Source organism: Bradyrhizobium sp. USDA 4461 (genome assembly GCF_054055655.1).
Window position 1 is genome coordinate 7,203,007 of record NZ_JBSRXM010000001.1, and the last position, 13,669, is coordinate 7,216,675.

The 13,669-nt window shown below is 66.3% G+C and carries 12 protein-coding genes; 2 read left to right on the top strand and 10 right to left on the bottom strand.

Going from position 1 to position 13,669, the window contains the following annotated elements; translation table 11 throughout:
- Positions 1 to 63 precede the first annotated feature (63 nt).
- Positions 64 to 1,143, top strand: a complete 1,080-nt coding sequence (locus ACVINW_RS34035; RefSeq protein ID WP_456755317.1) for a D-TA family PLP-dependent enzyme — start codon at positions 64 to 66, stop codon at positions 1,141 to 1,143.
- A gap of 165 nt (positions 1,144 to 1,308) precedes the next feature.
- On the opposite strand, the gene ACVINW_RS34040 is transcribed toward ACVINW_RS34035, so the two are convergent.
- Complete coding sequence (locus ACVINW_RS34040) at positions 1,309 to 2,211, bottom strand: LysR family transcriptional regulator (RefSeq protein ID WP_456755318.1); 903 nt, start codon at positions 2,209 to 2,211, stop codon at positions 1,309 to 1,311.
- A gap of 93 nt (positions 2,212 to 2,304) precedes the next feature.
- On the opposite strand from ACVINW_RS34040, the gene ACVINW_RS34045 reads away from it, so the two are divergent.
- Positions 2,305 to 3,522 carry an MFS transporter gene (locus ACVINW_RS34045; protein ID WP_456755319.1) on the top strand — a complete coding sequence of 406 codons (1,218 nt, stop codon included), beginning with the start codon at positions 2,305 to 2,307 and terminating at the stop codon, positions 3,520 to 3,522.
- Between the two features lie 76 nt (positions 3,523 to 3,598).
- Here the strand turns inward: ACVINW_RS34045 and ACVINW_RS34050 are convergent, their stop codons facing one another.
- The 9 genes from ACVINW_RS34050 to ACVINW_RS34090 form a co-directional block, all read right to left on the bottom strand.
- Positions 3,599 to 4,843 (bottom strand): NAD(P)/FAD-dependent oxidoreductase, encoded by a 1,245-nt coding sequence (locus ACVINW_RS34050; protein ID WP_456756562.1) that lies wholly within the window; start codon positions 4,841 to 4,843, stop codon positions 3,599 to 3,601.
- A gap of 170 nt (positions 4,844 to 5,013) precedes the next feature.
- Entirely contained in the window at positions 5,014 to 5,931 is a 918-nt protein-coding gene (locus tag ACVINW_RS34055; RefSeq protein ID WP_456755320.1) for an SDR family NAD(P)-dependent oxidoreductase, read from the bottom strand.
- Positions 5,932 to 6,198: 267 nt separating this feature from the next.
- Positions 6,199 to 6,345 (bottom strand): hypothetical protein, encoded by a 147-nt coding sequence (locus ACVINW_RS34060; protein ID WP_249136630.1) that lies wholly within the window; start codon positions 6,343 to 6,345, stop codon positions 6,199 to 6,201.
- A 141-nt stretch (positions 6,346 to 6,486) separates the two neighbouring features.
- Entirely contained in the window at positions 6,487 to 6,966 is a 480-nt protein-coding gene (locus tag ACVINW_RS34065; protein WP_050418862.1) for a MaoC family dehydratase, read from the bottom strand.
- 12 nt (positions 6,967 to 6,978) lie between these two features.
- Positions 6,979 to 8,703 carry an AMP-binding protein gene (locus tag ACVINW_RS34070; protein ID WP_456755321.1) on the bottom strand — a complete coding sequence of 575 codons (1,725 nt, stop codon included), beginning with the start codon at positions 8,701 to 8,703 and terminating at the stop codon, positions 6,979 to 6,981.
- A gap of 144 nt (positions 8,704 to 8,847) precedes the next feature.
- Positions 8,848 to 9,735, bottom strand: coding sequence for a 3-hydroxyisobutyrate dehydrogenase (gene mmsB, locus ACVINW_RS34075; protein WP_456755322.1), 888 nt, complete (start codon positions 9,733 to 9,735; stop codon positions 8,848 to 8,850).
- Between the two features lie 25 nt (positions 9,736 to 9,760).
- Positions 9,761 to 10,840 (bottom strand): enoyl-CoA hydratase/isomerase family protein, encoded by a 1,080-nt coding sequence (locus ACVINW_RS34080; RefSeq protein ID WP_456755323.1) that lies wholly within the window; start codon positions 10,838 to 10,840, stop codon positions 9,761 to 9,763.
- On the bottom strand, positions 10,837 to 11,982 hold the full coding sequence (locus ACVINW_RS34085) for an isobutyryl-CoA dehydrogenase (protein WP_456755324.1): 1,146 nt from the start codon (positions 11,980 to 11,982) through the stop codon (positions 10,837 to 10,839). Before ACVINW_RS34085 ends, ACVINW_RS34080 begins: the two co-directional genes overlap by 4 nt.
- Before the next feature lie 128 nt (positions 11,983 to 12,110).
- Entirely contained in the window at positions 12,111 to 13,607 is a 1,497-nt protein-coding gene (locus tag ACVINW_RS34090) for a CoA-acylating methylmalonate-semialdehyde dehydrogenase (protein WP_456755325.1), read from the bottom strand.
- Positions 13,608 to 13,669: the final 62 nt, after the last annotated feature.

Consider the following 13,669-nt stretch of genomic DNA (forward strand, 5'->3'; position numbering starts at 1 on the left):
CATATGCGGCCCGATGGATTGCTTCGCTTCGCTCGCAATGACGAAAACTGAATGGAGTAGCCCATGACCACGCCCCTCGCCGCCAAGATCGCCAAGGACTACGGCACGCCCTGCGCCGTGATCGACATGGACCGGGTCGAGCGCAACATCGCGCGCATCCAGAAAGCCTGCGACGAGGCCGGTGTCGCCAACCGGCCGCATATCAAGACCCACAAGAACCCGATGCTGGCGCAGCTCCAGATCAAGGCCGGCGCCAAGGGGATCACCTGCCAGAAGCTCGGCGAAGCCGAGATCATGGCGGATAGCGGCATCGATAACATCCTGATCAGCTACAATCTGCTCGGCGACGAGAAGATGGCGCGGCTCGGCGCGCTGCAAGCCAAGGCCAACGTCACCGTCGCGGCGGATAATTCCGTCGTGGTCGCCGACCTGCCGAAGGCCGCAGCCGCCTCGGGGCGTCCGCTCTCGGTCGTGGTCGAATGCGACACCGGCCGCAAGCGCGCCGGCGTCGAGACCCCGCGTGAGGCGATCTCGCTGGCGCGCGAGATCGCGGCCTCCAAGGGTCTGACTTTCGCGGGCTTCATGCTGTACCCGACCGAGACCGGCTGGGCCGATGCGCAGACATTCTACGACGAGGCGCTGGCCGGCGTGCGCGCCCACGGCCTCGATGCAACAATCGTGTCCACCGGCGGCACGCCGAACCTGAAGAATCTCGGCAGGCTGAAAGGCGGCACCGAGCATCGCTTCGGCACTTACATTTACAACGACCGCATGCAGGTCGCGGCCGGCGTCGCGAGCTGGGACGATTGCGCGCTGCATATCTATTCCACCGTGGTCAGCCGCGCCGGCCCCGAGCGCGGCATCCTCGATGCCGGCTCCAAGACGCTGACCTCGGACACCGGCGGGCTCGAGGGCCACGGCCTGATCCTGGAACATCCCGAGGCCAAGATCGCGCGCTTCGCCGAGGAGCACGGCTTCCTCGACCTCTCCCGCAGCAACACCCGGCCTGACGTCGGCGACGTCGTGCGCATCGTGCCCAATCACGTCTGCGTCGTCGTCAACATGATGGACGAGGTCGTGATGGTGCGCGGCGACCAGATCATCGGCGCGTTGCCGGTGACCGCAAGGGGCAAGCTGCGCTGACTGATCGCCCGCGCATCCTTCGAGGCTCGCTCCGCTCGCACCTCAGGATGACGCTCTCTCGAAGCCGTCACACCCGCGCAACGGCGAAGCCGTTGTCGCTGGAGGTGCCGTAGCGCAGCGGAGGCCTCGAAGTGCGACGGCGGGCTGCGCTCCACCCATCCGAATCTACCCCCGGATCAGCGCTTGCAGCTCCTGGTCCAGCGCCGCGCGAAACACCTCGATCGGCCGCGCCAGGCGGCCGGCGGGCGGACGATGCACGACCCAGGCCCGGACCGCGGCCTTGAACCCCTCGATCCTGACCACCTTAAGCCGGCTGCGCAGCGCGCTCCGCTTCAGCGCGACCGGCGTCACGACGCCGATGCCGAGCCCGCGCGCGACCAGCGACAGCCGGAGCTCGCTGTCGAGCGCCTCGACCGCGACGTTGAACGGCAGATGCGCGGCTTCGAACTGACGCTTCAGCGTCTGACGGAAGCCGCAGCCGTCCTGGTTCATCACCCATCCCATGCGCGACAGCCATTCGAGGTCGGCGGATTTCGGCAGCTTGATGTCGCGCGCGACGACGAAGATGACCGGCTGCGCGCCGAGATCGTCAGCGGCGAGGTCCGACGGCGGCACGGCACCATCGGGAATGCAGATCGCCGCGGCATCCAGCTCGTTGCGCGACACCGCGTCGATCTGGTGCGGCGACAGGCCCGCCACGACGCGCACCGCGAGCGCGGGAAATTCCGCGCGCACCGCGTCGAGCGGGCCGGCCAGTCCCGCCTCCGACAAATACGGCGTCAGCCCAAGCCTGAACTCGCCGCGCACCACGCCGTCATTGGCGACGCCTGACTTGAGATCGTCGAGCATCCGCAGCAGGCGGCGACCCTGCTCGTAGGCCTCGATGCCGGCGGCCGTCGGCTTCAGCGGCTTCGACAACCGGTCGAGCAGCTGCGCGCCCAGCATCTCCTCGAGATTCTGGATCCGCCGCGTCACGCCGGGCTGGGTGAGGTTCAACCGTGACGACGCCGCGACGATCGATCCGGTCTCCACCACGGCGACGAACGCCACGAGGTCATGCGTGTTCATAACAATCTCGCATATTCTTCATTAGCTTATTTGAATTGTAGCATATTAGGCCGATCCCCTAAAGGGGGCCTCGCCACGTCCCTGCGAGGTCCCATGACCATTTCCGAAGCCTCCAAACTCTCCCCGGCGCGCACGACCTCCGTGCGTCCGCTGATCTGGATCGGCGCCATCACCACCGGCACCGTCGTCACCAACCTGTTTGCGCCGCAGATCCTGGTTGGCCTGATCGGCCGCTCGCTCGGCATGACCCCGCTGGAGGCCGGCCTGATCTCGACGCTGACCCTGCTCGGCTACGCGCTCGGGCTGCTGTTGCTGGTGCCGCTGGTCGATCTGGTCGAGAACAGGCGGCTGATCCTGCGCACGCTGGCCTGCGCCATCGTCGCCGCGATCGGCACCGCGCTGGCGCCGACGCCGCTGATGCTGCTGGCCGCCACCTTCATTCTCGGCGCCTCCTGCGCCGCGATCCAGATGGTGGTGCCGCTGGTGGCCTCGATGGTGCCGCCGGAACGGCGAGGACAAGCGATCGGCGACGTCATGAGCGGCCTGATGATCGGCATCCTGCTGTCGCGGCCGGCGGCGAGCCTGATCGCGGACAGCTGGAACTGGCGCGGCTACTATTTCACATCGGCCGTGCTGATGACGGCGCTCGCCTGCGCGCTGGCGCGTACGCTGCCGACGCTGCAGCCGGCGGCGAAGGTCAGCTACGGCGCGCTGCTGCGTTCGTTTCCAAGGCTGCTGCGCGAAGAGCCGGTGCTGCGCGTGCGGTCTTGGACCGCGGCGCTGGTGATGGCGTCCTTCACCGCGTTCTGGGCCGCGATCGCGCTGCGGCTGCCGGAGGCGCCGTTCAAGCTCGACGCCAGGGGGATCGCGCTGTTCGCCCTGATCGGCGTCGCCGGGGCGGCCGCGACCCCGATCGCCGGGCGATGGGGCGACCGGGGCTTTGCACGGCCGCTGCTGATCGTCTCGCACCTTCTCATCGTCGGTGCGGTCATCCTGTGCGCCTGGGCGGGCATGATCGAGTCGCGGATCGCGGCTCTCTCGTTGCTGGGCGTCGGCGCCATCCTGCTCGATTTCGGCATCACGACCGACCAGACGCTTGGCCGGCGCGCCGTCAATTTGCTGCGGCCCGAGGCGCGCGGCCGGATCAACGGCCTGTTCGTGGCACTGTTCTTCATCGGCGGCGCGGTCGGCGCCGCCGCGGCATCGGCGGCGTGGAGCTTTGGCGGCTGGACAGCGGTCTGCGCGGTCGCCGCGGCGTTCGGCGTGCTCGGGTTCGTCACCGACATCGCGACGAAGGTGGGGTCAGAATGAATTGTCCGATCCCAAGGATGGGTGGAGCGGAGCGATACCCATCATTTCGTTACGCGGACCAAGTCGATGGGTATCGCTACGCTCCACCCATCAACTTCAACCAATTCAACGCGCCCTTCCCGGCGGCCACGCCGGTCGCGAACGACGCCTGCAACAGGTAGCCGCCGGTCGGTGCCTCCCAGTCAAGCATCTCGCCGGCGGCGAAGACACCGGGCAACCGCCGCAGCATGAAATGCGCGTCGAGCTCGCTGAACGCGATCCCGCCCGCGCTCGAGATCGCGCGATCGATCGGCGCGATGCCGGTGAGTTGCACCGGAAGCGCGTTGATCAGCTGCGCGAGCTCTGCCGGCGAGAACGATGTCAGCGGCCGGCCGGACGCAATCGCCGCCTCCTGCATCAGGCCGATGCCAACAGGCGAGACTTGCGCCGCCTTGCGCAGGAAATTCGCGAGCGATTGCTTGCCGCGCGTCCCGCACAGGCGGGTGGTCAGCGCGGCGGCGTCGAGGTCCGGCCGCAGCGCGATCGTCAGCGTCGCCTGCCCGATACCCAGCACCGCCTCGCGCAACTCGGCCGACAGTGCATAGATCGCGCCGCCCTCGATGCCGGTCTGGGTGATGATCGCCTCGCCGCGGACCGTATGCGGACCGATCGTGAGAGCGACACCCTTGAGCGGCTGCCCCTCAAACCGGTCGCGGAAGATGTTCGACCACGCGACGGTGAAGCCGGAATTGGCCGGTCGCATCGGCGCCACGGCAACGCCCTTCGCCGCAACGAACTCCGCCCACGCACCGTCCGAACCGAGCCGCGGCCAGCTCGCGCCGCCGAGCGCGAGGACGGTCGCATCGGCCTTGATCGCATGCGGGCCATCCGGCGCCTTAAACAGCGGTGCGCCCTTCGCATCCCATCCGATCCAGCGATGCCGGAATGCGAATGCCACCCCCGCGGCATCGAGCCGCCGCAACCAGGCGCGCAGCAAAGGCGATGCCTTGAACGCCTCGGGAAACACGCGGCCGCTGCTGCCGACAAACGTCGGCTGGCCCAACGCCTCGCTCCAGTCGCGCAACGCATCCGGCGGAAACGCCTCGACCGCAGCCTTCAGGCGCGGCATCGCCTCGCGATAGCGATTGAGGAAATCCGGTAGCGGCTCGCTATGGGTGAGATTGAGCCCGCCGCGGCCGGCCATCAGCAACTTGCGGCCGGCCGACGGCATCGCGTCGTAGACGGTCACCTTTGCACCGCCGGCCGCAAGAGTTTCCGCCGCCATCAGGCCGGCAGGTCCGGCTCCGATGACGGCGACATGACTGGCGGGGGGTGATGGCATGCTGTGAGTGTAGGCCCAGCTCGGCGCCACAACAAAAGGTGTCATTCCGGGATGGTGCGTTAGCACCAGACCTCAGGTGCACAATTGTGCACCGGGGAATCTCGAAGTTCTCGGTGCGCAATTGCGCACCTGAGGGTTCGATGCTTCGCATCGCCCCGGAACGACTCGACCTACAGCTTGATCCCAGCCCGCGCGGCGGCCTGGGCGACGTATTTCTGCGTCTGCTCGAAGGCGCCCTGCAACGCTTTCGCGGTCGACATGTCGCTGATGTCAGCGAAGTGCGCGGCAACGCCGTCGGGCGTCCATTCCGACTGCGGCAGGTTGACGCCTTCGGTCTCCAGCACCCGGATGACCGCGAACGAGCCGGCACCGGCGCCCATGATGGTGCGGGTCGGCGCGTCCTCCGAGAGCAGGAATTCGACCGCCGGCGTGATCGCCTCCGGCTTCATCAGTTGCAGCGCCTGCGGCGGCAGCAGCTCCTCGGTCATGCGGGTCGCCGCGGTCGGCGAGATGGTGTTGACCTTGATGTTGTTCTTGCGGCCCTCTTCGGCGAGCACGTTCATCAGGCCGACCATGCCGGCCTTCGCCGCGCCGTAGTTGCCCTGGCCGAAATTGCCGAACAGGCCGGACGACGAGGTGGTCAGCACGATGCGGCCGTAGTTGCGCTCGCGCATGCCGGCCCACACCGCCTTGCAGCAGTAGAAGGTGCCGGTGAGATGCACGTCGAGCACCTTGGCCCAGTCGGCGACCTCCATCTTGGCAAACGACTTGTCGCGCAGGATGCCGGCATTGGCACAGAGCAGATCGACGCTGCCCCATTCATTGGTGGCGCGCTCGACCATCGCGGTGACCTGCTCGAAGTTCGAGACGTCGGCGCCATCGGCCATCGCGGTGCCGCCGGCCTTGCGGATCTCCTCGACCACGGCCTCGGCCGGCGACAGCGAGCCGCCGGTGCCGTCGCGCGCGCCGCCGAAATCGTTGACCACGACCTTGGCGCCGCGGCTGGCAAGCCCCAGCGCATGCGCCCGCCCAAGACCGTTGCCCGCGCCGGTGACGATAGCGACGCGTCCGTCAAACCTGATTGCCATGCTTGTCCGTCCTGCTTACTTCCCTTCTCCCCTTGTGGGAGAAGGTGGCGCGCGCAGCGCGCCGGATGAGGGGTTCTCTCCACGGGATGCGCGCGCGGAGGGAGACCCCTCACCCGGCTTCATCTCGCTCCGCTCGATTTCGCCACCCTCTCCCACGAGGAGAGAGGGAGCCTGCCCGAGCGGCATGAAAAGGTTGGGGACTTTTGAGCAGCGATGGATCGCCGGGTCAAGCCCAGCTAGGAGAAGCCGGCACGGCCGCGCGGCGCACTAGACGTCAGGGGTCATCGACCCGCAGGGTTTCAGGCTCTTGATCAGGTGCCCGTTCCAGCACTCGTGATGTTCCTGGGCGTGGCTGATCAAGCCAATCACCAGCAAACCGACCACGACAAGTCCGGCGACGAAGTTCTGCACCATGGCTGCCACTCCCCGGGGCCGCACCGCCTCAAGCGAGCATCATGGACATCGGGGAACACAGCCGTCAATGCGCGACTTGGATCAGATCAACTCGCTCCACCTCTCCCGCGTGCAGGAAAGGTGGAGTTACTCAGCAATCAATCAGCTGAAATAGATCAGGCCGAGCCAGTCGGCGACCAGGGCGGGCTTGTCCTCGCCCTCGATCTCGACCGTGACATTGGTGCGCGACAGCAGCTCCTTCGGCTTGCGCAGCGTGGCTTCCGCCAGCACGAAACGGCCGCGCACGCGCTTGCCCGACCGCACCGGCGAGATGAAGCGCAGCTTGTCGAAACCGTAATTGACGCCCATCGCGGTGCCTTCGAGCACCGGCATCACCTCGTAGGACATGATCGACAGCAGCGACATCGTCAGGAAGCCATGGGCGATCGTGGTGCCGAACGCGGTCTCCTTCTTGGCGCGCTCGGGATCGACATGGATGAACTGGTGATCCTCGATCACGTCGGCATAGGTATCGATGCGGCCCTGGTCCAGCAGGTGCCACGAGGAGACGCCGATCTCCTTGCCGACCATGCCCTGGTAGGTTTCCAGCGACACTGGCGGCTTCTTCCAGACTTCGTTCATTGCTAACCTCCGCTAACCGGAGGTCCGCACCTTCTGCAGCTCCGGAAATTCTTCCTCGCGGAACTCTATTCCGCGCAACGCATCGCTTCTGACATCGTCATGTTCGAGCCGGCGCAACTGCACGCGACGGATTTTGCCGGAAATCGTCTTGGGAAGTTCGGCGACCAGCTCGATCTTGCGGATGCGTTTAAACGGTGCGAGCCGCGTGTGCAAATGCTTGAAGATCGACAGCGCCGTCTCCGGCGAGCGCTCCACACCGGACACCAGCAGCACATAGGCCTTGGGGACCGCGAGCCGGATCGGGTCCGGGCTCGGCACCACGGCGGCTTCGGCCACGGCGTCATGCTCCAGCAGCACGCTCTCCAGCTCGAACGGCGAGATGCGGTAGTCGGAGGATTTGAACACGTCGTCGGTGCGGCCGACGAAGGTGAGATAGCCCTCGTCATCGGTGAACACGACGTCACCGCTGCGATAGATCTCGCCGTCGGTGCCGAGCAGCCTGCCGTCGTCGCCCTGATAGCCCTGCATCAGGCCCGCCGGCCGGTCGGCGCCGAGCAGCAAGGTCACCTCGCCCTCCTTGGCGGGGTGACCGTCATTGTCGGTCACCTGCACGCGATAGCCCGGCAGCGGCCGGCCCATCGAGCCGACCTTCACCTTCTGTCCCGGCGAATTGCCGGCCAGCGCCGTGGTCTCGGTCTGGCCATAGCCGTCGCGGATCGTCAGCCCCCAGGCCGATTTGACCTGGTCGATGATCTCGGGGTTGAGCGGCTCGCCGGCGCCGCAGACCTCGCGCAGCGAGACCTTGAAGCTTGCCAAATCTTCCTGGATGAACATCCGCCACACCGTCGGAGGCGCGCACAGCGTGGTGACGCCGCAGCGGCCGATGATCGCGAGCAGTCCTTTCGCCTCGAAGCGCGGCTGGTTGGCGATGAAGATCGTGGCGCCGGCATTCCACGGCGCGAAGAAGCAACTCCAGGCATGCTTGGCCCAGCCCGGCGAAGAAATGTTGAGATGGACGTCGCCGGGCTGCAGCCCGATCCAGTACATGGTCGAGAGATGGCCGACCGGATAGCTGCGCTGGCTGTGCCGCACCAGTTTTGGCTTTGCCGTGGTGCCCGAGGTGAAATAGAGCAGCATCGGATCGTCGGCCTTGGTCGGGCCATCGGGCGTGAAGGCTTCGGGTGCCTTCGCTGCATCCTCGAACGGCAGCCAGCCCTCATTGGCCTGCGTCGCGCCGACCACGATGCGGACCAGCTTGTCGCTGCCAAGGCCCACGAATTTCGCGACCTGATCCTGCGTCGCGACCACCGCCTTCGCCTTGCCGCGATCCAGCCGGTCGCGCAATTCGTCGGCGGTGAGCAGCGTGGTCGCGGGGATCACGACGACGCCGAGCTTCATCGCCGCCAGCATGGTCTCCCACAGCGGCACCACATTGCCGAGCAGCAGCAACAGATGATCACCGCGCTTCAGCCCCTGCGCGCGCAGGAAATTTGCCACCTGGTTGGAACGGCGCGACAGCTCAGCGAAGGAGAGCCTGCTCTCGCTGCCGCTGGCCGCATCGACGATCCACAGCGCCGCGCGGTCGCGGCTCTCGACATTGCGCGCCAGCTCGGCGTCGAACCAGTCCAGCGCCCAGTTGAACGGCACCGGATCCGGCCAGCGAAATCCCTTCACCGCTGCGTCGTAGTCGGTGCGGTGCTTGAGCAGAAAGGCGCGTGCGTCCTGAAATGTGGTCATCTTCTTCCGAGCCCGTTGATTGGCAACCAGCGTCACCTTCAACCGTAGCCCGGATGGAGCGGAGCGCAATCCGGGGCGGTCGCGCCGGTTGATAAAGCTGCTCCCGGATTTCGCTGCGCTCGATCCGGGCTACGCGAGAAGCAGCTATTTCCCAGCGAGGCTGCGAACGTGCTGGATAATTCCGGAAAAGTCGACCCCGCCATGGCCCGACGCGTCGAAGGTCTTGTAGAGCTCCTGCGCATGCTTGCCGAGCGGCGTCACCGCGCCGGCAGCATTGGCGGCATCCTGGGCCAGCGTCAGGTCCTTCACCATCAAATTGGAGGCGAAGCCCGGCCTGTAGTCGTTGTTGGCCGGCGAAGTCGGCACCGGACCGGGAACCGGGCAGTAGGTGGTCAGCGACCAGCATTGCCCTGACGAGGTCGAGGCGACGTCGAACAATGCCTGGTGCGACAGGCCGAGCTTTTCGGCCAGCACGAAGGCCTCGCCGACCGCGATCATGGAAATGCCGAGGATCATGTTGTTGCAGATCTTGGCCGCCTGCCCCGCGCCGCCGGCACCGCAATGCACGATCTTCTTGCCCATATTGGCCAGCATCGGCTGCGCCGCCGCGAACGCCTTCACCTCGCCGCCGCACATGAAGGTCAAGGTCGCGCCCTTGGCGCCGCCGGTGCCGCCGGAGACCGGCGCATCGACTGAAGCCATGCCGTACTTGGCGGCGAGCGCATGCGCCTGCTTGGCGCTCTCGACGTCGATGGTCGAGCAGTCGATGATCAGCGCGCCCTTGGCCATCGCGGGCAGCACTTCGCTCCAGACGCCGAGCACATGCTTGCCGGCCGGCAGCATGGTGATGACGACGTCGGCGCCCTTCACTGCAGCCACGCCGCTCTCGGCGATCGCGGCGCCATCGCTTTTGGCCTGATCGCGCGATGCGGCGACCAGATCGAACGCGGTCACCTTGTGGCCGGCCTTGACCAGATTGGCCGCCATCGGCCCGCCCATATTGCCGAGCCCGATGAATGCGACGTTTGCCATGGGAAGTCCTCCGCTTGCGACGTTTCTATTTGCTGTCTGGAAATTTCAGTTCGTCGGCGCCGATCTCGGCGAAGTACGGCGCCAGCATCCCCGGCGTCACGTCCTCGATCCGGCTGGGCTGCCATTTCGGATTGCGGTCCTTGTCGATCACGGCGGCGCGCACGCCCTCGCGGAAATCGTCGCTGGCGAACACTTCGAGCGCCGCGCGATATTCGCGCACCAGGCACTCCTCCAGCGTCTCGGTCGCCCGCGCCAGCCGCAGCAGCTTCAGCGTCACCACCATGCCGCGCGGCGATTTTTCGCCGAGCGTCTTCAAGGTCGACTGCGCCAGTTCGGAGCCATTGGCGTTCAGCGCCGCAACGATGTCCTCCATCCGTCCATGCGCGAACCAGCGGTCGATCTTTTCCTGGAGCGCGGCCACCGGACCTGCCTTCTCGCTAGTCGCAAAGCCGGCGATCAGCCGGTCGATCGCATCCGAGTTCGTACCCGGAGCGACCTTGGTCAGCGCCTCGCGCAGCGCGGGCAGCTTTGCGCTCGGCACCACGGCGTCGGCGAATTTGGCGTAAATTGCGTCCGGACCGTTCATGGTGGTGCCGGTGAGACCGAAATAGGTGCCGATCTCGCCCGGCGAACGCGACAAGAGATAGGTGCCGCCGACATCGGGGAAGAAGCCGAGGCCGACTTCGGGCATCGCGAGTTTTGTCCGTTCGGTCACGACACGGTGGCGGCTGTGCGCCGACAGCCCCACCCCGCCGCCCATCACGATGCCGTCCATGAAGGCAACATAGGGTTTCGGGAATGTCTTGATCCGGGCGTTGAGGATGTACTCGTCGCGCCACAGGATCTTGCCGAGGTCGCCCTTGACCTTTGAGCTCTCCCAGAGCGCGCGGATATCGCCGCCGGCACACAGGCCGCGCTCGCCGGCCCCTTCCAGCACGATAACGGCGACATCGGGATCGGCCTCGAACGCGTCGAGCGCCTTGTCGATGTCGTGGAACATCTCCAGGGTCACGGCATTGATCGCCTTCGGCCGGTTGAGCCGGATGATGCCGGCCGCCCCTTCCCTGCGCGCGATCAGATCGCCTTCCGCAACCACATCATTCATCGCGCACCCTCGATCAATTTGCGCGACACGATCAGCCGCATGATTTCATTGGTGCCTTCGAGGATCTGGTGCACGCGCAGGTCGCGCACGATCTTCTCGATGCCGTATTCGCTGAGGTAGCCGTAACCGCCGTGCAGTTGCAGCGCCTGGTTGGCGACCTCGAAGCCGACATCGGTGCCGAAGCGCTTGGCCATCGCGCACAGCATCGAGGCGTCGGGATCCTTGCGGTCGAGCGCCGCTGCCGCGCGCCACAGGAAGGTACGCGCGGCTTCCAGCTCGGTCGCCATGTCGGCAATCTTGAATTGCAGCGCCTGGAATTCGTCGAGCCGCTTTCCAAATGCCTTGCGGTCCTTCATGTAGGCCAGCGCCTTGTCGAGCGCCGCCTGCGCGCCGCCGAGGGAGCACGCCGCGATATTGAGACGGCCGCCGTCGAGGCCGGCCATCGCGATCTTGAAGCCGATGCCTTCCTCGCCGAGCCGGTTTGCGACCGGCACGCGCGCGTTCTCGAATATCACGGCGCGGGTCGGCTGCGCGTTCCAGCCCATCTTGCGTTCGTTATTGCCGAACGAGACGCCCGGCGTCTTGCCGTCGATCACGATCGTCGAGACGCCGCCGGGACCGTCGCCACCGGTCCGCACCATCGCCACCAGAAGGTCGGTGCTCCCCGCGCCGGAGATGAACTGCTTCTGGCCGTTGAGCACGTAGTGATCGCCGTCGCGCACCGCGCGGGTGCGCAGCGCCGCGGCGTCCGAGCCGGCGCCCGGCTCGGTCAGGCAGTAGCTGGCGATCAGCTCCATGGTGCAGAGCTTCGGCAGCCATTGCTGGCGCTGGGTGTCGTTGCCATAGGCATCGATCATCCAGGACGCCATGTTGTGGATCGAAATGAAGGCCGAGGTCGTCGGGCAGCCCGTCGCCAAGGCCTCGAAGATCAGCGCGGCGTCGAAGCGCGTCATCGCCGAGCCGCCGACATCGTCCCTGATGTAGATGCCGCCGATGCCGAGGCCGGCGGCCTCGCGCATCACGTCGACTGGAAAATGCTTTGTCTCGTCCCATTCGAGCGCGTGCGGCGCGATCCTCGACGCCGCAAACGCCCGCGCCATGTCGCGAACCGCGATCTGGTCCTCGTTGAGAGCGAACTGCATGGCGCGGTCTACCCTTGAAGGCTATCGGTCGTCATTGCGAGGAGCGAAGCGACGAAGCAATCCATTCTTCCACGCGGGGATGGATGGATTGCTTCGCTGCGCTCGCAATGATGGCCTGGGCTACACCATCACTTCATCGTCGGGATCGAGAACTCCGCACCGTCCTTGACGCCGGACGGCCAACGCGAGGTCACCGTCTTGGTCTTGGTGTAGAAGCGGATCGAGTCGGGACCGTGCTGGTTGAGGTCGCCGAAGCCCGACTTCTTCCAGCCGCCGAAGGTGTAATAGGCGATCGGCACCGGGATCGGCACGTTGACGCCGACCATGCCGACATTGACCTTGGCCGCGAAGTCGCGCGCGGTATCCCCGTCGCGGGTGAAGATCGCGACGCCGTTGCCGTAGTCGTGCTCCGACGGCAACGCCAGCGCTTCGTGGTAGTCGTGAGCGCGCACCACCGACAGCACCGGACCAAAAATCTCTTCCTTGTAGATCCGCATGTCCTTGGTGACGTTGTCGAACAGCGAACCGCCGAGATAGAAGCCGTTCTCGTAGCCCTGCATCTTGAAGCCGCGGCCGTCGACCGCGAGCTTGGCGCCTTCCTTGATGCCGATGTCGATGTAGCTCTTGACCTTCTCGACCGCCTCGCGGGTCACCAGCGGGCCGTAATCGGCCGACGGATCGACCGAGGTGCCGATCTTGAGCGACTCGACGCGCGGGATCAGCTTTTCCATCAGGCGGTCGGCGGTGGTCTTGCCGACCGGGACGGCAACCGACACCGCCATGCAGCGCTCGCCGGCCGAGCCGTAGCCGGCGCCGATCAGGGCGTCGACTGTCTGATCCATGTCCGCGTCGGGCATGATGATGGCGTGGTTCTTGGCGCCGCCGAAGCACTGGCAGCGCTTGCCGGTCTGCGCGGCGCGTTCATAGATATACTGTGCGATGGGCGTCGAGCCGACGAAGCCGATCGCCTTGATGTCGGGATCGTCGAGGATGGCGTCGACCGCTTCCTTGTCGCCGTTGACGACGTTGAGGATGCCGGCCGGCAGGCCCGCCTCGATCATCAGTTCGGCGAGCTTCATCGGCACGCCGGGATCGCGCTCCGAGGGCTTGAGGATGAAGGCATTGCCGCAGGCGATCGCGGGCGCGAACTTCCACATCGGGATCATCGCCGGGAAGTTGAACGGCGTGATGCCGGCGACCACCCCCAGGGGTTGGCGCATCGAATAGATGTCGATGCCGGGGCCGGCGCCCTCGGTGTACTCGCCCTTCATCAGATGCGGGATGCCGCAGGCGAACTCGGCGACTTCGAGGCCGCGCTGGATGTCGCCCTTGGCGTCGGGAACCGTCTTGCCGTGCTCGCGCGCCAGCAATTCGGCGAGCTTGTCGTAGTCGCGCTGCACCAGCTCGACAAACTTCATCATGACGCGGGCGCGGCGCTGCGGATTGGTCGCGGCCCACTCCGGTTGCGCCGCCTTGGCGTTCTCGACCGCGGCGCGGACCTCGGCCTTGGTGGCCAGCGCCACCTTGGCCTGAACCTCGCCGGTCATCGGCTCGAAGACGTCGGCCGTACGGCCCGATGTGCCCTTGACCTCCTTGCCACCGATGAAATGTCCGATCGAGCGCATGAATATCCTCCCTTGGAGACGTGAATCGCCGCTCCGCGCGGCGAGATCGCTTTACAAACCCT